This window comes from Enterobacter sp. E20, from assembly GCF_000801755.2.
Lineage (GTDB): Bacteria > Pseudomonadota > Gammaproteobacteria > Enterobacterales > Enterobacteriaceae > Enterobacter > Enterobacter asburiae_B.
This window is the reverse complement of record NZ_CP012999.1, coordinates 216,171-235,151: the sequence shown is the minus strand read 5'-3', so window position 1 is coordinate 235,151 and position 18,981 is coordinate 216,171. Positions and strand designations below refer to the sequence as shown.

At 57.1% G+C, this 18,981-nt stretch carries 18 protein-coding genes and 1 riboswitch; of the genes, 11 read left to right on the top strand and 7 right to left on the bottom strand.

The window, feature by feature from the left end; translation table 11 throughout:
* Positions 1–10 precede the first annotated feature (10 nt).
* The gene (gene purD, locus NI40_RS01060; protein WP_039262364.1) at positions 11–1,303 is read left to right on the top strand and encodes a phosphoribosylamine--glycine ligase; all 1,293 of its coding nucleotides are present in this window, start codon (positions 11–13) and stop codon (positions 1,301–1,303) included.
* 49 nt (positions 1,304–1,352) lie between these two features.
* On the opposite strand, the gene NI40_RS01055 is transcribed toward purD, so the two are convergent.
* The 6 genes from NI40_RS01055 to nudC form a co-directional block, all read right to left on the bottom strand.
* Entirely contained in the window at positions 1,353–2,045 is a 693-nt protein-coding gene (locus NI40_RS01055; RefSeq protein ID WP_033146981.1) for a DUF1481 domain-containing protein, read from the bottom strand.
* Positions 2,046–2,056: 11 nt separating this feature from the next.
* A complete protein-coding gene (gene hupA, locus NI40_RS01050; protein ID WP_002445246.1) occupies positions 2,057–2,329 on the bottom strand; it encodes a nucleoid-associated protein HU-alpha in 273 nt (90 codons plus the stop codon).
* Between the two features lie 186 nt (positions 2,330–2,515).
* Entirely contained in the window at positions 2,516–3,106 is a 591-nt protein-coding gene (locus tag NI40_RS01045) for a YjaG family protein (protein WP_029742042.1), read from the bottom strand.
* A gap of 41 nt (positions 3,107–3,147) precedes the next feature.
* Positions 3,148–3,819, bottom strand: coding sequence for a deoxyribonuclease V (gene nfi, locus NI40_RS01040; protein ID WP_033146984.1), 672 nt, complete (start codon positions 3,817–3,819; stop codon positions 3,148–3,150).
* Between the two features lie 9 nt (positions 3,820–3,828).
* Entirely contained in the window at positions 3,829–4,893 is a 1,065-nt protein-coding gene (gene hemE / locus NI40_RS01035) for a uroporphyrinogen decarboxylase (protein ID WP_029742041.1), read from the bottom strand.
* A gap of 38 nt (positions 4,894–4,931) precedes the next feature.
* Positions 4,932–5,705 (bottom strand): NAD(+) diphosphatase, encoded by a 774-nt coding sequence (gene nudC / locus NI40_RS01030; RefSeq protein WP_039262361.1) that lies wholly within the window; start codon positions 5,703–5,705, stop codon positions 4,932–4,934.
* Between the two features lie 95 nt (positions 5,706–5,800).
* On the opposite strand from nudC, the gene NI40_RS01025 reads away from it, so the two are divergent.
* From NI40_RS01025 to NI40_RS00980, 10 genes are all read left to right on the top strand, one after another.
* Positions 5,801–6,298 (top strand): Rsd/AlgQ family anti-sigma factor, encoded by a 498-nt coding sequence (locus NI40_RS01025; protein ID WP_023309976.1) that lies wholly within the window; start codon positions 5,801–5,803, stop codon positions 6,296–6,298.
* Between the two features lie 54 nt (positions 6,299–6,352).
* Positions 6,353–6,464, top strand: a riboswitch (TPP riboswitch).
* Positions 6,465–6,542: 78 nt separating this feature from the next.
* The gene (gene thiC / locus NI40_RS01020) at positions 6,543–8,438 is read left to right on the top strand and encodes a phosphomethylpyrimidine synthase ThiC (protein WP_023309975.1); all 1,896 of its coding nucleotides are present in this window, start codon (positions 6,543–6,545) and stop codon (positions 8,436–8,438) included.
* Positions 8,438–9,079, top strand: coding sequence for a thiamine phosphate synthase (gene thiE / locus NI40_RS01015; RefSeq protein ID WP_039262360.1), 642 nt, complete (start codon positions 8,438–8,440; stop codon positions 9,077–9,079). Before thiC ends, thiE begins: the two co-directional genes overlap by 1 nt.
* Positions 9,066–9,821 (top strand): thiazole biosynthesis adenylyltransferase ThiF, encoded by a 756-nt coding sequence (gene thiF / locus NI40_RS01010; protein ID WP_039262359.1) that lies wholly within the window; start codon positions 9,066–9,068, stop codon positions 9,819–9,821. Before thiE ends, thiF begins: the two co-directional genes overlap by 14 nt.
* Positions 9,805–10,005, top strand: a complete 201-nt coding sequence (gene thiS, locus NI40_RS01005) for a sulfur carrier protein ThiS (RefSeq protein WP_039262358.1) — start codon at positions 9,805–9,807, stop codon at positions 10,003–10,005. Before thiF ends, thiS begins: the two co-directional genes overlap by 17 nt.
* 1 nt (position 10,006) lies before the next feature.
* A complete protein-coding gene (gene thiG / locus NI40_RS01000) occupies positions 10,007–10,777 on the top strand; it encodes a thiazole synthase (RefSeq protein WP_023334103.1) in 771 nt (256 codons plus the stop codon).
* Complete coding sequence (gene thiH, locus NI40_RS00995; RefSeq protein ID WP_039262357.1) at positions 10,774–11,901, top strand: 2-iminoacetate synthase ThiH; 1,128 nt, start codon at positions 10,774–10,776, stop codon at positions 11,899–11,901. The genes thiG and thiH overlap by 4 nt, the downstream gene beginning before the upstream one ends.
* A 337-nt stretch (positions 11,902–12,238) precedes the next feature.
* Positions 12,239–13,780, top strand: a complete 1,542-nt coding sequence (locus tag NI40_RS00990) for a sensor domain-containing diguanylate cyclase (protein ID WP_039262356.1) — start codon at positions 12,239–12,241, stop codon at positions 13,778–13,780.
* A 180-nt stretch (positions 13,781–13,960) separates the two neighbouring features.
* Positions 13,961–14,269 carry a PTS sugar transporter subunit IIB gene (locus NI40_RS00985; RefSeq protein ID WP_039262354.1) on the top strand — a complete coding sequence of 103 codons (309 nt, stop codon included), beginning with the start codon at positions 13,961–13,963 and terminating at the stop codon, positions 14,267–14,269.
* The gene (locus tag NI40_RS00980) at positions 14,269–14,586 is read left to right on the top strand and encodes a PTS lactose/cellobiose transporter subunit IIA (protein ID WP_033146992.1); all 318 of its coding nucleotides are present in this window, start codon (positions 14,269–14,271) and stop codon (positions 14,584–14,586) included. The genes NI40_RS00985 and NI40_RS00980 overlap by 1 nt, the downstream gene beginning before the upstream one ends.
* A 115-nt stretch (positions 14,587–14,701) precedes the next feature.
* Here NI40_RS00980 and rpoC read toward each other — a convergent pair whose 3' ends face one another.
* On the bottom strand, positions 14,702–18,925 hold the full coding sequence (gene rpoC / locus NI40_RS00975; protein ID WP_023309968.1) for a DNA-directed RNA polymerase subunit beta': 4,224 nt from the start codon (positions 18,923–18,925) through the stop codon (positions 14,702–14,704).
* Between the last annotated feature and the right edge of the window lie 56 nt (positions 18,926–18,981).

Below are 18,981 nucleotides of genomic sequence, written 5' to 3'. Positions count from 1 at the left end.
GGAGCAGAAAATGAAAGTATTAGTGATTGGTAACGGCGGACGCGAGCACGCTCTGGCGTGGAAAGCGGCGCAGTCTCCGCTGGTGAAAACAGTCTTCGTGGCACCGGGCAACGCCGGTACCGCGCTGGAACCCGCGCTGCAGAACGTGGCTATTGGCGTGACCGATATCCCGGCGCTGCTGAGCTTTGCCCAGAGCGAGAAAATCGATCTGACGATTGTGGGCCCGGAAGCACCACTGGTGATTGGCGTGGTGGATGCGTTCCGCGCTGCTGGCCTGACAATCTTCGGGCCAACGGAAGGCGCCGCGCAGCTGGAAGGCTCCAAAGCCTTCACCAAAGATTTCCTCGCCCGTCATAACATCCCGACGGCGGAATATCAGAACTTCACCGAAGTGGAGCCAGCCCTGGCCTACCTGCGTGAAAAAGGCGCGCCGATTGTCATCAAGGCCGACGGTCTGGCAGCGGGTAAAGGCGTTATCGTCGCGATGACCCTCGAAGAAGCAGAAGCCGCGGTTCAGGATATGCTGGCGGGCAACGCCTTTGGCGATGCGGGCCACCGCATCGTGATCGAAGAGTTCCTCGACGGTGAAGAAGCGAGCTTTATCGTGATGGTCGACGGCGAGCACGTTCTGCCGATGGCCACCAGCCAGGATCACAAACGCGTGGGCAATGGCGATTCCGGCCCGAATACTGGCGGAATGGGCGCTTACTCCCCTGCTCCGGTAGTGACTGATGAAGTCCACCAGCGCACCATGGATCGCGTCATTTGGCCAACCGTGAAAGGGATGGCGGCGGAAGGCAACACCTACACCGGTTTCCTCTATGCGGGTCTGATGATCGACAAGCAGGGTAACCCTAAGGTCATCGAATTCAACTGCCGCTTTGGCGATCCGGAAACGCAGCCCATCATGCTGCGCATGAAATCCGATCTGGTGGAACTGTGTCTGGCAGCCTGCGAAGGCAAGCTCGACGAGAAAACCTCCGAGTGGGACGAGCGTGCGTCTCTGGGCGTGGTGATTGCGGCGGGTGGTTACCCGGGCAACTACAGCACCGGGGATGAGATCCACGGCCTGCCGCTGGAAGAGATTGACGGTGCGAAGGTGTTCCATGCGGGTACGAAGCTGGCTGAAGACGATCGCGTCCTCACCAACGGCGGACGCGTGCTGTGTGCAACCGCGCTGGGCCATACCGTGGCAGAAGCGCAGAAACGCGCCTACGCGCTGATGGCGGATATTCACTGGAACGGCAGCTTTAGCCGTCAGGATATCGGTTATCGTGCAATTGCGCGCGAGCAGGGCGAGTAATTTCACACCCTCACCCTAACCCTCTCCCTCAAGGGAGAGGGGACTTAAATCAAAAACTTTTTTCCGTCGGTTGCCAGGTGCAGAAGTCTTCGTTCGCCACCAACAGCAGCTGAGAGCCTTCCGGCGCTTCCAGCCACGCCACACTCACCTCCATTGATGAATGACGCTGACGGCGTTGAATGTGTTCTGTTGCCCAGGATTCGAGCTCAGGCTTGACCGTCTGTCCTTCGCAGGTTGTCACCGTCCCATCGGCATGCCAGCGCCCCTGGCGCAGCACAACGCGTCCCAGACGAAGCGCATCGCTGGTCTGGCGGATTTGTTCGGCACGATAACGGTAGAGAGCGATTTGATCGCTGGAAAGCTGCTGTTTTTGGCCGCTGACTTCGCGCTGCATAAAGCTCAGCTCGCCATGGTCGTCAAAACGCACTTTCACGTGTTCGGGGGTCTTGCTGTAGACGTTCAGTTCAATCAGCGACAGGTCATCTCCCTGCCAGCGATATTCCGCAGTCGACGTATTGCCGTTATGCCACGGGCTGAAGGCAGAAAGCAGATGCACTTCGCCGCCGGAATCTTTGCGCCAGATCCTGACCGCACCCTGGTTGTCCGCGTAGCCGCTGGCGGTAAACGGCGGCAGGGAGGTGTCGTGGCTGCAGGCTGACAGCAGCAGCATGCCTGCCAGCGCGAGCGTTCCACGCCAGAAAGACAAAAGGGGCGTTGCCGCCCCTTCGCTAAAACTGTTCACTGCCACGCGTCTTACTTAACAGCGTCTTTCAGTGCTTTACCAGAAACAAATGCCGGCACGTTAGCTGCGGCGATTTTGATTTCTTTACCGGTCTGCGGGTTGCGGCCAGTACGCTCAGCGCGGTGGTTCACTTTGAAGGTACCGAAACCAACCAGTTGCACAGCATCGCCTTCTTTCAGAGACTCAGTAATAGCAGCCAGGGTAGATTCCAGAGCAGCTTTAGCCTGCACTTTAGACAGATCAGCCTTGTCCGCAATTACATCAATCAGTTGAGTCTTGTTCATAAGTTATCCTTTCAATGTGTTTATCGCTTGCTAAGCATCGAGTGCGACGAAAATGCCAAAAAAGCACTCTCCTGCATACACGCACCGATAGCCACTTTTTTTCGCCCCCCAAATGTAGACCAGACAAGGGGCGAAAGGGAAGAGTCGAGGAGCGACAAAACGGGCGTTATCTCAAGTTTTCTTGTCTCATTGGTTAAAAATTATACCAATGTTGCTCTCCGCAGCCTCTCGTAAGTCCGCGCGCAGCCCTTTTATCAGCTCAATATCGCGTTCTTCACACTCTGCCAGCAGGCGGAAAATTTCCCACTGAATGTCCCATTCTTGCTCAACCGCCGGGTTCGCACGCAGCTCTTCGTCGGTCATCTCGCGACCTTCCTGGGTCATTTCCAGCATCGCGACGGTCGTAATAGATGCCTTGCTCACTTCAATAGCGTGCTCCAGCGTTTCACCGCTCAGACGGGAGTGGAGCAGTTCGCTTAACGCCACGCAGGCATCAATCGCCGGGTAGACACCGTACAGGTCAAAATCATCCGCAGCCGGAATCGCCTCTTCCAGCTTTTCCAGCTGGGAGTCGAAGTTCACCTTCGCGTCTTTCACCGTCAGCGTTTCCCAGATCAGATCCAGAATGCGGCGGTAGATATGGCCATCACCAAAGCCCGTCTCCTTACAGAACGCGGCATAGTTGGGATACATGCGCTCGCACAGGCAAGCCATAAACGTCACGTGCTGCCAGCTTTCAACTTTCTCAAGGCGCAGGTGAATCGGGTTTTGTAGCATGATGATCTCTCGAATCGAAAATTAGGCGCAGTTTACCTGAATCATCGCTGAATTTCCTGCCAACGAACAAAAGCCGGACGCGAAGAGGCCACGGCGTCTGCCCAGCGCGTCGGCTCCGGCAAGCGGTAGCCCTTCATGCAGCGCTGCACCCACGCCAGGGCGCTGTCCATGCTCACCCGGTGCCCCGTGGCGATAAAGAGCGGATTACAGCGTGCCTTGCTGCGCCAGACCCACGCTAGCTGCTCACCTTTATGGATAAGCGGCGCCAGCGCGCCCGGCTCGGCTGAAAGAGGTTCAAACGCGCCGCACAGGCGTTTCTTGGCAACGCCAATGGTCGGCACATCCACCAGCAGCCCAAAGTGGCTGGCAACGCCTAAACGGCGCGGGTGTGAGATACCGTGTCCATCGACAAACAGCAGGTCAGGTTTTTGCGAGAGTTGCTCCCACGCTGCCAGCAGCGCGGGATATTCGCGGAAGGAGAGAAAGCCTGGAATGTACGGCATGGTGGTCGCGATACGCGCAACCTTGAACTCCACCAGCTCAAGCGAAGGGTATTTCAGTACCACCATCGCCGCTCGCGTCACTTCCCCACCCTGCTCGAATCCGACGTCTGCTCCGCCAATGTACTGCGGAGGATCTTTATCCAGACGATCCTCGCGGATCACCGATGAGGCCAGTTCGATTTGTTGAGCGCGTAGCGACGCGAGATCCATAACCACTCCTTACTTGTGATACTGGGCAGAAAGCCGATGCACCGCCTCCACAAATACGCCTGCGTGTTCTGGCGGCACATCCTGATGAATGCCGTGGCCGAGGTTAAAGACGTGGCCTTCACCCTGGCCGAAACCAGACAGTATAGTCGACACTTCTTCTTCAATGCGCGCTGGCGGCGCATAGAGCATGGACGGGTCCATATTGCCCTGCAGCGCCACTTTGTCGCCCACGCGACGGCGCGCATCGGCAATATCGGTCGTCCAGTCGAGGCCCAGCGCGTCGCAGCCGGTTGCCGCCATCGCTTCCAGCCACTGACCGCCGCCTTTGGTGAACAGCGTCACCGGCACGCGACGGCCTTCGTTTTCACGCAGCAGGCCGTCGACGATTTTGTGCATGTAGTACAGGGAGAACTGCTGATAATCGCGCCCGGTCAGCACGCCGCCCCAGGTATCGAAAATCATCACCGACTGCGCACCCGCCTTAATCTGCGCGTTCAGGTAGAGGGTGACGCTCTTCGCCAGCTTGTCGAGCAGCGCATGCAGGGCCAGCGGCTCGGCGTACATCATCTTTTTAATCATGGTGAAGGCTTTGCTGCTGCCTCCTTCAACCATATAGGTCGCCAGCGTCCACGGGCTGCCGGAGAAGCCAATCAGCGGCACTTCACCTTTCAGCTCGCGGCGAATGGTGCGCACGGCGTTCATCACGTAGCCCAGCTCGCCTTCCGGATCGGGGATCGGCAGCTTATCCACGTCGGCTTTGCTTTTGATTGGGGAGGTGAAACGCGGGCCTTCACCGGTTTCGAAGTACAGGCCAAGGCCCATTGCATCCGGAATGGTCAGAATATCCGAGAAGAGGATCGCAGCATCCAGCGGGAAGCGGCGCAGCGGCTGGAGCGTCACTTCGCAGGCCAGCTCGGCATTTTTGCACAGCGACATAAAATCGCCCGCCTGCGCGCGCGTGGCTTTGTACTCCGGGAGATAGCGTCCCGCCTGGCGCATCATCCACACCGGGGTGACATCAACGGGCTGGCGCAGCAGCGCACGCAGATAACGATCGTTCTTCAGTTCGGTCATTTTTGCAGTTCCTTAAGCGTCATGGCCTCAGTGTAACACTACTCATACTCGGCCCGACACATCGCCACGGTATCTTCTATCAGCCGACGCGCCACGGTGCCCGGCGGAGGTAACAGCGGTAGATCGTCGTAGCGATACCAGTTTGCTTCCAGCAGCTCTTTCTGATCGATAACGATCTCGCCGCTATCATATTCGGCCATAAATGCCGTCATCAGCGACTGCGGGAACGGCCACGGCTGCGAGGTAACGTAGCGCAGGTTCTTCACTTTGATCCCGCTCTCCTCCATCACCTCGCGCGCTACCGCCTGCTCCAGCGTTTCGCCCACCTCGACGAAGCCGGCCAGCACGGTGTGAATGCCGTTGCGATGGCGGGTATGCTGCGCCAGCAGGATGGAATCCTCCCGGCGGATAGCGACGATAATGCACGGCGCAATCTGCGGATAGTAGCGTTCGCGGCAGTGGCTGCAGAGCATCGCCCACTCGGTTTTGCTCGGGCGCATGGTATGACCGCAGTAGCCGCAGTATTTATGCGAGCGGTAAAACTCGGCCAGCTGCACGCCGCGCCCCGCCAGCTGGAACAGCCCCACGTCCAGATCCAGCACCTGGCGCACCGATCCCATATCCTGGCGGCGGGACTGTTGGATCAACCACACCGGCTCACCCTGCCACTCGCCGATCTTCAGCGCAGGCTGGCCGACGAGATCGAACGCCTCAGCTGCACCGTAGGGGATTTCCCCGGCAGGAAGCCATAATTTTTGTTCGTGACTGACGATCCACCAACCAAGATCTGATTTTTCAATAATACGATCCATATCTATTGCACTACCTTCGCTTCACTGACATGTTGTTAGCATTGTGGTTACATTCTGGATAAGCAGATTCAATCCTACATTTTGCGGAGTCGACCATGTTAAACCAGCTGCAAAGCCTGACTGAGCGCGTTAGAGGAAATAACAAACTGGTGGATCGCTGGCTACATGTACGCAAGCATCTACTCGTGGCTTATTACAATCTGGTCGGTATTAAGCCTGGCAAAGAATCGTTTATGCGACTGAATGAAAAAGCGCTGGATGATTTTTGTCAGGGCCTGGTCGACTATCTGTCCGACGGCCATTTCAATATTTATGAACGCATTATCCGCGAAATGGAAGGGACAACGCCGTATTTAGCGGCCAGCAAGCTCTATCCCCTTCTGGAAGCCAACACCCAGCAGATCATGGATTACTATGATTCCGCGCTCGAGAACGCTATCGACCACGATAACTATCTTGAGTTTCAGCAGGCGCTATCCGACCTCGGTGAAGCGCTGGAAGAGCGATTCACGCTGGAAGATAAGCTGATCGCCCTCGTGCTGGACAATGATTTGAACATCAGTAACGAAGAGAACGTCGCGCGCCCTGCTTGAGTTCTTCACCGTTAACGAGTAATTTACAACCATTCGCCCCTCTCACGAGGGGGATTTTTCTTGTCGGAGTGCCCAGCGCCTGAAAGCGCGGGCTGAGACCGTTAATTCGGGATCCGCGGAACCTGATCAGGCTAATACCTGCGAAGGGAACAAGAGTCACACTGCTGTTGTATCGCCTGAGGGCGATCCTCTCTTGCTTCATCCGTCGTCTGACAAGCCATGTCCTTCACTTTTGGAATGAGCTATGTCTACTGCAAAACTGACCCGCCGCGAACAGCGCGCACAGGCCCAACACTTCATCGACACGCTGGAAGGCACCGCTTTCCCGAACTCGAAGCGCATCTACATTTCCGGCTCGCAGGCCGATATCCGCGTCCCAATGCGTGAAATCCAGCTTAGCCCGACGCTTATCGGCGGCAGCAAAGATAACCCGCAGTATGAAGACAACGAAGCCGTGCCGGTGTATGACACCTCCGGTCCTTACGGCGATCCTGATGTTGCCATCAACGTCCAGCAGGGTCTGGCGAAGCTGCGCCAGCCTTGGATTGACGCGCGTAACGACTGCGAAGAGCTGAGCGTCCTGAGTTCTGCGTACACCAAAGAGCGCCTGGCCGACGACGGCCTGGACGAGCTGCGCTTTACCGGCCTGCTGACGCCAAAACGCGCTAAAGCGGGCAAATGCGTGACCCAGCTGCACTACGCGCGCCGGGGCATCGTCACGCCGGAGATGGAGTTCATCGCCATCCGCGAAAACATGGGTCGCGAGCGCATCCGTAGCGAAGTGCTGCGCTATCAGCATCCGGGTGAAGGCTTTGGCGCTCGCCTGCCGGAGAACATCACGCCGGAATTTGTGCGTGACGAAGTGGCCGCAGGCCGCGCGATTATCCCTGCCAATATCAACCACCCGGAATCCGAGCCGATGATTATTGGCCGCAACTTCCTGGTGAAGGTCAACGCTAACATCGGTAACTCGGCCGTCACCTCCTCCATCGAAGAAGAGGTGGAGAAGCTGGTCTGGTCCACGCGCTGGGGCGCGGACACGGTAATGGACCTCTCCACTGGACGCTATATTCACGAAACCCGCGAATGGATCCTGCGTAACAGCCCGGTACCGATTGGCACCGTCCCGATTTATCAGGCGCTGGAAAAGGTCAACGGCATTGCCGAAGACCTCACCTGGGAAGCGTTCCGCGACACGCTGCTGGAGCAGGCCGAACAGGGCGTGGACTACTTCACCATTCACGCGGGCGTGCTGCTGCGCTACGTGCCGATGACGGCGAAGCGCCTGACCGGCATCGTCTCGCGCGGCGGTTCCATCATGGCGAAGTGGTGCCTGTCCCATCATCAGGAAAACTTCCTCTACGAACACTTCCGCGAAATTTGCGAAATCTGCGCCGCGTACGATGTCTCTCTGTCGCTGGGCGACGGCCTGCGTCCGGGCTCTATTCGCGACGCGAACGACGAAGCGCAGTTTGCCGAGCTGCACACGCTGGGCGAACTGACCAAAATCGCCTGGGAGTATGACGTGCAGGTGATGATTGAAGGCCCGGGCCACGTGCCGATGCAGATGATCCGCCGCAACATGACCGAGGAGCTGGAGCACTGCCACGAAGCGCCGTTCTATACCCTGGGGCCGTTGACCACCGATATTGCGCCGGGCTATGACCACTTCACGTCCGGAATTGGAGCGGCGATGATCGGCTGGTTCGGCTGCGCCATGCTCTGCTACGTAACGCCGAAAGAGCACCTCGGCCTGCCAAACAAAGAGGACGTGAAGCAGGGGCTGATCACCTACAAAATTGCCGCCCACGCGGCGGATCTGGCCAAAGGCCACCCGGGCGCGCAAATACGCGATAACGCCATGTCGAAGGCGCGCTTCGAATTCCGCTGGGAAGACCAGTTCAACCTGGCGCTGGACCCGTTCACCGCCCGCGCCTATCACGACGAAACCCTGCCGCAGGAATCAGGCAAAGTCGCACATTTCTGCTCTATGTGCGGGCCGAAGTTCTGCTCGATGAAAATCAGCCAGGAGGTGCGCGACTACGCCGCCGCGCAGACCATTGAAGTTGGGATGGCGGACATGTCTGAAACCTTCCGTGCCAAAGGCGGCGAAATCTACCTCAAAAAAGAGGAGGCGTAATGTATAAGCCCGATTTCCCGCCTGTCCCCTACCGTTTAGGGCTCTATCCGGTGGTGGACAGCGTGGAGTGGATAGAGCGCCTGCTGGAGACAGGCGTTCGAACGATCCAGCTGCGCATCAAGGATAAACGCGATGACGAGGTGGAAGCCGATGTGGCTGCCGCCATCGCGCTTGGCCGTCGGCATAACGCCCGTCTGTTTATCAACGATTACTGGCGGCTGGCCGTTAAGCACCAGGCGTACGGCGTGCATCTGGGTCAGGAGGATCTGGAAACAACGGACCTGAGCGCTATCCGCGAAGCCGGATTGCGTCTTGGCGTTTCAACACACGATGACATGGAGATCGACGTGGCGCTGGCGGCCCGTCCCTCTTACATCGCGCTGGGTCACGTCTTCCAGACGCAAACCAAGCAGATGCCCTCCGCACCGCAGGGTCTGACGCAGCTGGCGAGTCACGTTAAACGCCTTGCCGATTACCCTACCGTCGCCATCGGCGGAATCAGTCTTGAACGCGCCCCGGCGGTGCTGGAGACCGGCGTCGGCAGTATCGCCGTCGTCAGCGCCATCACCCAGGCCGCAGACTGGCGTCTCGCCACCGAACAGCTGTTACAGCTGGCAGGAGCGGGTGATGAACGATCGTGATTTTATGCGCTATAGCCGTCAGATCCTGCTGGAAGATATCGCCATCGACGGACAGCAAAAACTGCTCGCCAGCCGGGTGCTGATTGTCGGTCTGGGCGGGTTAGGCGCGCCCGCCGCGCTTTATCTGGCCGGCGCAGGTATCGGTACGCTGGTGCTGGCCGACGACGACGAGGTTCACCTCAGCAACCTGCAGCGACAAATCCTCTTTACCACCGAGGATATCAACCAGCCGAAAGCGCAAATCACCCGGCAGCGCCTGAACCAGCTCAACCCGGATATCGCGCTGATTGCCCTGCAGGAACGGCTCAGCGGTGACAACCTCAGCCGTGAGGTCGCCCTTGCCGACGTGGTGCTGGACTGCACCGACAACATGGCGACGCGCCAGGCGATTAACGCCGCCTGCGTGGCAAGTAATACGCCGCTTATCACCGCCAGCGCAGTGGGTTTCGGCGGGCAGATGATGGTCCTGACCCCGCCGTGGTCGCAGGGCTGCTATCGCTGCCTGTGGCCGGACGATGCCGAGCCAGCGCGCAACTGCCGTACGGCGGGCATTCTGGGTCCGGTGGTCGGCGTAATGGGCACAATGCAGGCGCTGGAGGCCATCAAGCTGCTCAGCGGCATGGAGACGGAACGCAATACGCTGCGGCTGTTTGATGCCCGCTCCAGCGGCTGGCGCCATCTGGCGTTACACCGCGCCAGTCGCTGCCCGGTATGCGGAGGCCGCGATGCGCATTCTGTTTAACGATGAGCCGATGAAATGCGACGACGGGCTCACCGTTGCGGTACTGCTCGACAAGCTGCGCCAGCTCAAGCCGGGAACGGCGCTGGCGCTCAATCAACAGATCCTGCCGCGCGAGCAGTGGGAACATCAGCAGGTCAATGACGGCGACCAGATCCTGCTGTTTCAGGTTATCGCAGGGGGCTGAGATGTTACGTATTGCCGATAAAGTCTTTGATTCACATCTGTTTACCGGAACCGGAAAATTCGCCTCACCGCAGCTGATGGTGGATGCCATTCGCGAAAGCGGCAGCCAGCTGGTGACGCTGGCGCTCAAGCGCGTGGATCTGCGTCATCACAGCGATGCTATTCTGGCGCCTTTACTGGAGGCTGGCGTCACGCTGCTGCCCAACACCTCCGGTGCCAAAACGGCCGAAGAGGCGATTTTCGCCGCGCAGCTGGCCCGCGAGGCGCTCGGCACCCGCTGGCTGAAGCTGGAAATTCATCCTGACGCCCGCTGGCTGCTCCCCGACCCCATCGAAACGCTGAAAGCGGCTGAAAAGCTGGTGCAGCAAGGGTTTACCGTCCTGCCTTACTGCGGCGCCGATCCTGTTCTGTGCAAACGGCTGGAAGAGGTCGGCTGCGCCGCCGTCATGCCGCTGGGCGCCCCCATTGGCTCCAACCAGGGGCTTGAAACCCGTGCGATGCTGGAAATCATTATTGAGCAGGCTACCGTGCCGGTGGTGGTTGATGCGGGCATTGGCGTGCCCAGCCATGCCGCGCAGGCGCTGGAGATGGGCGCCGACGCGGTGCTGGTCAACACGGCCATCGCGGTTGCCGACGATCCGGTCATGATGGCGCGTGCGTTCCGCATGGCCGTAGAGGCTGGCCTGCTGGCAAGGGAGTCCGGCCCCGGCTCGCGCAGTTTCCAGGCACAGGCCACCAGCCCGCTGACCGGTTTTCTGGAGGCGATCTCATGAGCACGTTTACCGAGCGCTGGCGGCAGCTTAGCTGGGACGACATTGCCCTGCGCATCAACAGCAAAACGGCGGCTGACGTAGAGCGCGCGCTGCATGCCCGCCATCTGACCCGCGAGGATCTGATGGCCCTGCTCTCCCCGGCGGCCAGCGCGTACCTCGAACCAATGGCCCAGCGAGCACAGCGGCTCACACGCCAGCGTTTTGGCAACACGGTGAGCTTCTACGTGCCGCTCTATCTCTCAAACCTGTGCGCCAATGACTGTACCTACTGCGGTTTTTCCATGAGCAACCGCATCAAGCGTAAAACGCTCGATGAAGGTGAGATCGCCCGCGAGTGCGCGGCCATTCGTGAAATGGGCTTTGAACATCTTCTGCTGGTCACGGGCGAACATCAGGGAAAGGTGGGAATGGACTATTTCCGTCACCACCTTCCCGCCATTCGTCGTCAGTTTGCGTCGCTGCAGATGGAAGTACAGCCCCTGGCGCAGGAGGAGTACGCGGAGCTCAAAACCCTTGGACTGGACGGGGTCATGGTCTACCAGGAAACCTATCACGAGGCGACGTACGCCCGGCATCACCTGAAGGGCAAGAAACAGGATTTCTTTTTCCGGCTGGAAACGCCGGACAGGCTGGGTCGCGCGGGGATCGACAAAATCGGTCTGGGGGCGCTGATCGGGCTCTCTGACAGCTGGCGGGTGGATTGTTACATGGTGGCGGAACATTTGCTGTGGCTTCAGCAGCACTACTGGCAGAGCCGTTATTCCATCTCCTTCCCGCGCCTGAGACCTTGCGCGGGCGGGATTGAACCGGCTTCGCTGATGGATGAACGCCAGCTGGTGCAGGCCATCTGTGCGTTTCGCCTGCTCGCCCCGGAAGTGGAATTATCGCTCTCAACGCGTGAATCCCCGGCGTTTCGCGATCGCGTTATCCCGCTTGCGATTAACAACGTCAGCGCGTTTTCCAAAACGCAGCCAGGCGGCTACGCCGACGATCGTCCGGAGCTCGAGCAGTTTGTGCCGCATGACGGACGACGTCCGGAAGCGGTCGCCGCAGCCCTGACGGCCCAGGGTCTTCAGCCTGTCTGGAAAGACTGGGACCGCTGGCTTGGAAGAACCTCGCAATGACGCTGAAACGTACTGCAACGCCATAAAAAATTGTCGAGGCACGACGAAAAGGCAAAACCGGGTGGTTGTCAGCGATCGTCCGGTTTTTTATTGTCACACGGTCAGCAACGGATGCTGACCAGGGCGAAAAGCTTCTTCCTCGTTTCGCCCTGCCTCTGGTTCATTGCGCACACGGCCGCCAGCAGGTTGAATAAGTATTTTCTTAATGGTTCTTAAGATAAATCATCCCGCCAGAAATCGTGTGTCGTATAATTCACCGCTAACCGCAGGACAGCGACTATGCTGAGAGGATATCGGCAGACGAAAAGTAATCACCATCAGGAACGATGTACAGCTCATGGCACTTCACAGCAAAAAGCTCTCTTTTACCCGGCCAATCATGCTCAGCTTCGCGGGGATCCTCTGCAGTTTTGCGGTGATCGCGATCGCGGTGACGCTTTCGCAACGAAAGGATTTTCTTGAGGATTATCATAAGATCAACAGCAATTTCACGCACAACCTGGCGGTGAACTATACCGAATCTATCCTGCGTGAAAACGACTATATCCTGGGCCGTTCCGCGATGTACTTTGCCCGCGACGATAGGCTAAACGAGACGCTCAACGTCAACCCGACGCAGGGGCTTCAGATGATGATGCATTTGCAAAACCTGATGCCGACCGTGTCCTCCATCTCGCTGGCGGACACGCAGGGGCATTATCTCCGCGCGCCGGAAGTGCTCCCCACGGAGAAGAGTAAAACCTTCGATCCCCGGACGCGGCCGTGGTTTATCGCTCAGGCCGAAGCCAGTATCTTCAGCCACTATACTCGCCCGTACATGGACTACTTCACCGGCCATCCGACGGTCACACTTTATAAGCCCTTGATTTCACCCGAAGGCAGACTGAAGGGAACGATCGCGTTTCATCTCGATTTGACGTCAATGGGCTTCACCCTGCGTCAGATGGTGGCGCCCGTCCAGGGAGAATTCTTCGTCGTTGAACGCGACGGCGCCGTTGTGCTTCACCCGGATACAGGCGCGCTCTTCAAACAATACGTGAGCGAAGCGCTGATGGACAAAATGACCAGCGGCGAAGGCCACCTTTACGATAAGAAAAGCAACGCCTGGTACTACTACTACTCGTTTACCAATCCGGACTGGTTTGTCATCTACCGGGTCTCTGGCGAGACGCTCACCGATATCACCCGCCACGAAACGACGATTGTTGGCTGGGGGTTTGCGCTGGCGGCAATCATCATCATCCTCTTCGGCTTATACCTCCGTCACGCCTCGCGTACCGTGCTGATGCACATTATCAATGCCATTAAAACCGGCGACGTCAGCGAGGCGCCGCGCCTGGAAGCGATGCTGAGCCACACTATCCAGTCCAATAAAGAGCGTGAGATGGCCTATGTGCGCCAGGCGACTCACGATGCGCTGACGGGCTGTAAAAACCGCCGCGCGTTCGATAACGATATCGCGGAGCTGCTGAATGCCCAGCAGCCTTTCGCGCTGGCGCTGGTGGACATCGATAACTTCAAGTCGATTAACGACACGCTGGGCCACCTGACCGGTGATATCGTTCTGCGCAACGTGGCCCGCGAAGGGATCCAGATTATGCAGCCACATCACGTCTCGATTTACCGGTACGGTGGAGAAGAGTTCGCGGTAATCTTCCAGGCTGAGCAGATGACGTCTGCGCTCTCATTGCTGGAAGCCTGGCGTACCGCAGTTGAAAAACGCGTCTGGCGAGAAGAAAACCTGCGGGTTACGTTCAGCGGCGGTCTTGGGGAGTGGCATTTTGAACCGCTGGAGCAATTTGTCGGAAGCGTTGATAGCGCCCTCTACAGCGCCAAACAGCAGGGCAAAAACCGCATCAATCGAACGTCCATCAGCTAATCCTCCCTCTTTCACCCTGCCCGTTTCTACGGGCCGGGTACGCGACAATGCAAAATTGTAACCGGTTTCAGAAAATCGCCGGTTTCTTTGTGATGCCTGACACACAATCGCGGTAAACCGGTTGTTGAAGCGCTCTGCACGGGATAATTATCAATAAACACATGTAGATCGAGGCTGATTATGAAGAACATCGTTTTATGCTGTGCAGCGGGAATGTCAACCAGCATGCTGGTTCAACGTATGAAAGACGCCGCGCAGAAAAAAGGGATTGAAGTCACCATTAAAGCCGTTCCGGTTGCGGAGTTTAAAGACAACATCGCGACGGCCGACATCGTATTGCTGGGGCCACAGGTTAAATACGAGCAGGCTAAACTTCAGGCGCAGGCCGAGCCGCTGGGTAAAAAGGTCGCGGTGATCGACATGATGGATTACGGCATGATGAAAGGCGATGCCGTCCTGGAAAAAGCGCTCAAACTTCTGGAGTCATAATGGAAGACTTAGAAACTACGATAATGGAACTGCTGGTCAACGCAGGCGCGGCGCGCAGTGCGGCCCTGACGGCGCTACAGATGGCGCGTAAAGGTGAGTTTGACGAAGCAGAAAAAGCGATGGAAGAGTCGCGCGAATATGTGAAGCATGCGCACACGATCCAGACGCAGCTTATCGGTTTTGACGAAGGGACCGGGAAGCTTCCGGTTAACCTGATCACCGTCCACTCTCAGGATCACCTGATGAACGCGATGGTCATTCAGGATCTGGCGGGCGATATGATTGAGCTTTATCGTCGGATCCCGTTGGTGAACTGATAACCTACAGATGTAAAAAAACCCGCCGAGGCGGGTTTTTTATTGTCGGGTGGCGCTGCGCTTACCCGACCTACGAGGCACATGCCCGGTAATGCTCATCACCGGGCATCAACGATTACTCGTTGTCGGAACCGCCCAGACCTGCGTTCAGCAGTTCTGCCAGGCTCGCGGATGCATCTTCAGCAGTTACCTGCGGTGCAGCTGGCAGTTCGCCCGCAGCACGACGACGCATACGATCCTGGTGGTACGCATAACCGGTACCCGCCGGGATCAGACGACCCACGATGACGTTCTCTTTCAGACCGCGCAGTTCATCACGTTTACCTGCAACAGCGGCTTCGGTCAGGACACGAGTCGTTTCCTGGAACGATGCTGCAGAGATGAAGGACTCGGTTGCCAGAGACGCTTTGGTGATACCCAGCAGATCGCGCGAGAAGGTCGCACCGATTTTGCCGTTCGCTTCCAGTTCGCGGTTAGCGATCTTGACGCGTGAGTATTCAACCTGCTCGCCTTCCAGGAACTCGGAGCTGCCTGCGTTTTCGATGGTTGCTTTACGCAGCATCTGACGAACGATAACTTCGATGTGCTTATCGTTAATCTTAACGCCCTGCAGACGGTAAACGTCCTGTACTTCGTTGGTGATGTAACGCGTTACCGCGTGGACGCCACGAAGACGCAGAATGTCGTGCGGAGCTTCTGGACCATCGGAAACCACGTCACCACGTTCTACACGTTCACCTTCGAACACGTTGAGCTGACGCCACTTAGGAATCATCTCTTCGTACGGTTCGCTGCCATCTACTGGAGTGATAACCAGACGGCGTTTCCCTTTGGTCTCTTTACCGAAGGAGATGATACCGCTGATTTCAGCCAGGATTGCAGGCTCTTTCGGACGACGTGCTTCGAACAGGTCCGCAACGCGTGGCAGACCACCGGTGATATCCTTGGTACCGCTGGATTCCTGTGGAATACGTGCCAGAGCATCACCCGCACCGATCTGAATGCCATCTTCCAGCTGAACGATCGCTTTACCCGGCAGGAAGTACTGCGCAGGCATGTCGGTACCAGGGATCAGAACGTCGTTACCCTGAGCATCAACGATTTTCAGTGCAGGACGCAGATCTTTACCACCGGTAGTACGTTCAGCAGAATCCAGAACCACCAGAGAAGACAGACCGGTCAGCTCGTCGGTCTGACGAGTAATGGTCTGGCCGTCGATCATGTCAGTGAAGCGGATGAAACCACTTACTTCGGTGATAACCGGCATGGTGTGTGGATCCCAGTTTGCAACGGTTTCACCGCCAGCAACCTGCTCGCCATCACCTTTCGCCATAACCGCACCGTAAGGCACTTTATAGCTCTCTTTGGTACGACCGAATTCGTCGATCAGCTTCAGCTCGGTGTTACGAGAGGTCACAACCAGCTTGCCAGCGGAGTTAACAACAGACTTCGCGTTGCTGAGCTTGATGCTACCTTTGTTTTTCACCTGGATGCTGGATTCAGCAGCCGCACGTGATGCCGCACCACCGATGTGGAACGTACGCATCGTCAGCTGTGTACCCGGCTCACCGATGGACTGTGCCGCGATAACGCCGATTGCTTCACCTTTGTTGATGATGTGGCCACGCGCCAGGTCACGACCGTAGCAGTGCGCACATACACCAAAGTCGGTGTCACAGGATACAACGGAACGTACTTTCACGGAGTCAACAGAGTTCGCTTCCAGCAGGTCACACCAGTGCTCGTGCAGCAGCGTGTTGCGTGGAACCAGAATGTCTGCAGTACCCGGCTTCAGAATGTCTTCCGCGGTTACACGACCCAGAACGCGATCGCGCAGTGGCTCTTTAACATCACCACCCTCGATAACCGGGGTCATGGTGATACCTTCGAGGGTGCCACAATCGTCTTCGGTCACAACCAGATCCTGCGCAACGTCAACCAGACGACGCGTCAGATAACCGGAGTTCGCAGTTTTCAGTGCGGTATCCGCCAGACCCTTACGAGCACCGTGGGTGGAGATGAAGTACTGGAGTACGTTCAGACCTTCACGGAAGTTCGCGGTGATTGGCGTTTCGATGATGGAGCCATCTGGCTTCGCCATCAGACCACGCATACCTGCCAGCTGACGAATCTGTGCTGCGGAACCACGCGCACCGGAGTCGGCCATCATGTAGATGCTGTTGAAGGAAACCTGCTGCTCTTCTACGCCGTCACGGTTAATCACGGTTTCGGTCTGCAGGTTATCCATCATCGCTTTGGATACACGATCGTTCGCCGCTGCCCAGATATCGATAACTTTGTTATAGCGTTCGCCCGCGGTTACCAGACCAGACTGGAACTGCTCCTGGATCTCAGCAACTTCGGCTTCCGCTTCAGAGATGATCTCGTGTTTCTTCTCTGGGATGACCATGTCATCGATACCAACAGATGCACCTGAACGCGCTGCATAAGCAAAGCCGGTATACATTGTCTGGTCAGCGAAGATAACGGTCGGCTTCAGACCCAGAATGCGGTAACAGGTGTTCAGCATTTTGGAGATCGCTTTCTTGCCCAGCGCCTGGTTGACGATGGAGAAAGGCAGACCTTTCGGTACGATCATCCACAGAATGGCACGGCCAACGGTCGTGTCTTTCAGGCTGGTTTTCGCAACGAATTCGCCGTTTTCATCTTTTTCATATTCGGTGATACGCACTTTAACGCGCGCATGCAGAGAGGCCAGGCCAGCGCGATAAATACGCTCAGCTTCTTTCGGGCCAGTCAGCACCATGCCTTCGCCTTTGGCGTTAACACAGTCACGGGTCATGTAGTACAGACCCAATACAACGTCCTGAGAAGGAACGATGATAGGTTCACCGTTCGCTGGGGACAGGATGTTGTTGGTAGACATCATCAGCGCACGCGCTTCGAGCTGGGCTTCCAGCGTCAGCGGTACGTGAACAGCCATCTGGTCACCATCGAAGTCGGCGTTATATGCCGCACAAACCAGCGGGTGCAGCTGGATAGCTTTACCTTCGATCAGGACTGGCTCAAATGCCTGGATACCCAAACGGTGCAGAGTTGGTGCACGGTTCAGCAGTACCGGGTGTTCGCGGATAACTTCGTCCAGGATATCCCAAACGACAGCTTCTTCACGCTCAACCATTTTCTTAGCGGCTTTGATGGTGGTGGCCAGGCCACGCAGTTCCAGCTTGCCGTAGATGAACGGTTTGAACAGCTCCAGTGCCATTTTCTTCGGCAGACCGCACTGATGCAGACGCAGGTATGGACCTACGGTGATTACAGAACGACCGGAGTAGTCAACACGCTTACCGAGCAGGTTCTGACGGAAACGACCCTGTTTACCTTTGATCATGTCGGCCAAAGATTTCAGAGGACGTTTGTTAGAACCGGTGATCGCACGACCGCGACGGCCGTTATCCAGCAGGGCGTCAACCGCTTCCTGCAGCATACGTTTTTCGTTGCGTACGATGATGTCCGGCGCAGCCAGATCCAGCAGACGTTTCAGACGGTTGTTACGGTTGATAACGCGACGATACAGATCGTTCAGATCGGACGTTGCGAAACGACCACCATCCAGCGGAACCAGTGGACGCAGATCTGGCGGCAGAACCGGCAGAACGGTCAGGATCATCCACTCTGGTTTGTTACCAGACTGAACGAACGCTTCCAGCAGTTTGATACGCTTGGTCAGCTTTTTACGTTTGGTTTCGGAGTTGGTTTCGTTCAGCTCTTCACGCAGCTGCTCGCACTCTTGCTCCAGATCCATGCTCTTCAGCAGGGCCTGAATAGCTTCCGCACCCATCTTCGCGTCGAATTCGTCACCGAACTCTTCCAGCGCGTCCAGATACTGCTCTTCAGTCAGGATCTGATGACGTTCCAGGTTCGTCATCCCGCCTTCGATAACCACATAAGATTCGAAGTACAGAACGCGTTCGATATCGCGCAGCGGCATATCCAGCAGCAGACCGATACGGGACGGCAGAGATTTCAGGAACCAGATGTGAGCGGTCGGAGACGCCAGCTCGATGTGGCCCATGCGCTCACGACGCACTTTGGTCTGGGTCACTTCAACGCCGCACTTCTCACAGATCACACCACGGTGTTTCAGGCGCTTGTACTTACCGCACAGGCACTCGTAATCTTTTACTGGCCCGAAAATACGCGCACAGAAAAGGCCGTCACGCTCAGGTTTGAACGTACGGTAGTTGATGGTTTCCGGCTTTTTAACTTCACCGAAAGACCATGAACGGATCATGTCTGGCGAAGCCAGAGCAATTTTGATCGCATCAAACTCTTCGGTTTTAGTCTGCGCTTTCAGAAACTTTAATAAATCTTTCACGGATTTGCTCCCGTCGGAGTTAGCACAATCTGGTGCCGGGGGTTAACCCGGCACCA

Excerpts from the sequence above, each read along its gene's own strand:
- NI40_RS00980 (WP_033146992.1), top strand. The coding sequence starts at position 14,269 with ATGGAAGACTTAGAAACTACGATAATGGAACTGCTGGTCAACGCAGGC.
- thiH (WP_039262357.1), top strand. The coding sequence starts at position 10,774 with ATGAGCACGTTTACCGAGCGCTGGCGGCAGCTTAGCTGGGACGACATT.
- thiG (WP_023334103.1), top strand. The coding sequence starts at position 10,007 with ATGTTACGTATTGCCGATAAAGTCTTTGATTCACATCTGTTTACCGGA.
- thiE (WP_039262360.1), top strand. The coding sequence starts at position 8,438 with ATGTATAAGCCCGATTTCCCGCCTGTCCCCTACCGTTTAGGGCTCTAT.
- thiC (WP_023309975.1), top strand. The coding sequence starts at position 6,543 with ATGTCTACTGCAAAACTGACCCGCCGCGAACAGCGCGCACAGGCCCAA.
- thiF (WP_039262359.1), top strand. The coding sequence starts at position 9,066 with ATGAACGATCGTGATTTTATGCGCTATAGCCGTCAGATCCTGCTGGAA.
- hupA (WP_002445246.1), bottom strand. The coding sequence starts at position 2,329 with ATGAACAAGACTCAACTGATTGATGTAATTGCGGACAAGGCTGATCTG.
- NI40_RS01025 (WP_023309976.1), top strand. The coding sequence starts at position 5,801 with ATGTTAAACCAGCTGCAAAGCCTGACTGAGCGCGTTAGAGGAAATAAC.
- nfi (WP_033146984.1), bottom strand. The coding sequence starts at position 3,819 with ATGGATCTCGCGTCGCTACGCGCTCAACAAATCGAACTGGCCTCATCG.
- purD (WP_039262364.1), top strand. The coding sequence starts at position 11 with ATGAAAGTATTAGTGATTGGTAACGGCGGACGCGAGCACGCTCTGGCG.
- thiS (WP_039262358.1), top strand. The coding sequence starts at position 9,805 with ATGCGCATTCTGTTTAACGATGAGCCGATGAAATGCGACGACGGGCTC.
- nudC (WP_039262361.1), bottom strand. The coding sequence starts at position 5,705 with ATGGATCGTATTATTGAAAAATCAGATCTTGGTTGGTGGATCGTCAGT.
- NI40_RS00985 (WP_039262354.1), top strand. The coding sequence starts at position 13,961 with ATGAAGAACATCGTTTTATGCTGTGCAGCGGGAATGTCAACCAGCATG.
- NI40_RS01045 (WP_029742042.1), bottom strand. The coding sequence starts at position 3,106 with ATGCTACAAAACCCGATTCACCTGCGCCTTGAGAAAGTTGAAAGCTGG.
- NI40_RS00990 (WP_039262356.1), top strand. The coding sequence starts at position 12,239 with ATGGCACTTCACAGCAAAAAGCTCTCTTTTACCCGGCCAATCATGCTC.
- hemE (WP_029742041.1), bottom strand. The coding sequence starts at position 4,893 with ATGACCGAACTGAAGAACGATCGTTATCTGCGTGCGCTGCTGCGCCAG.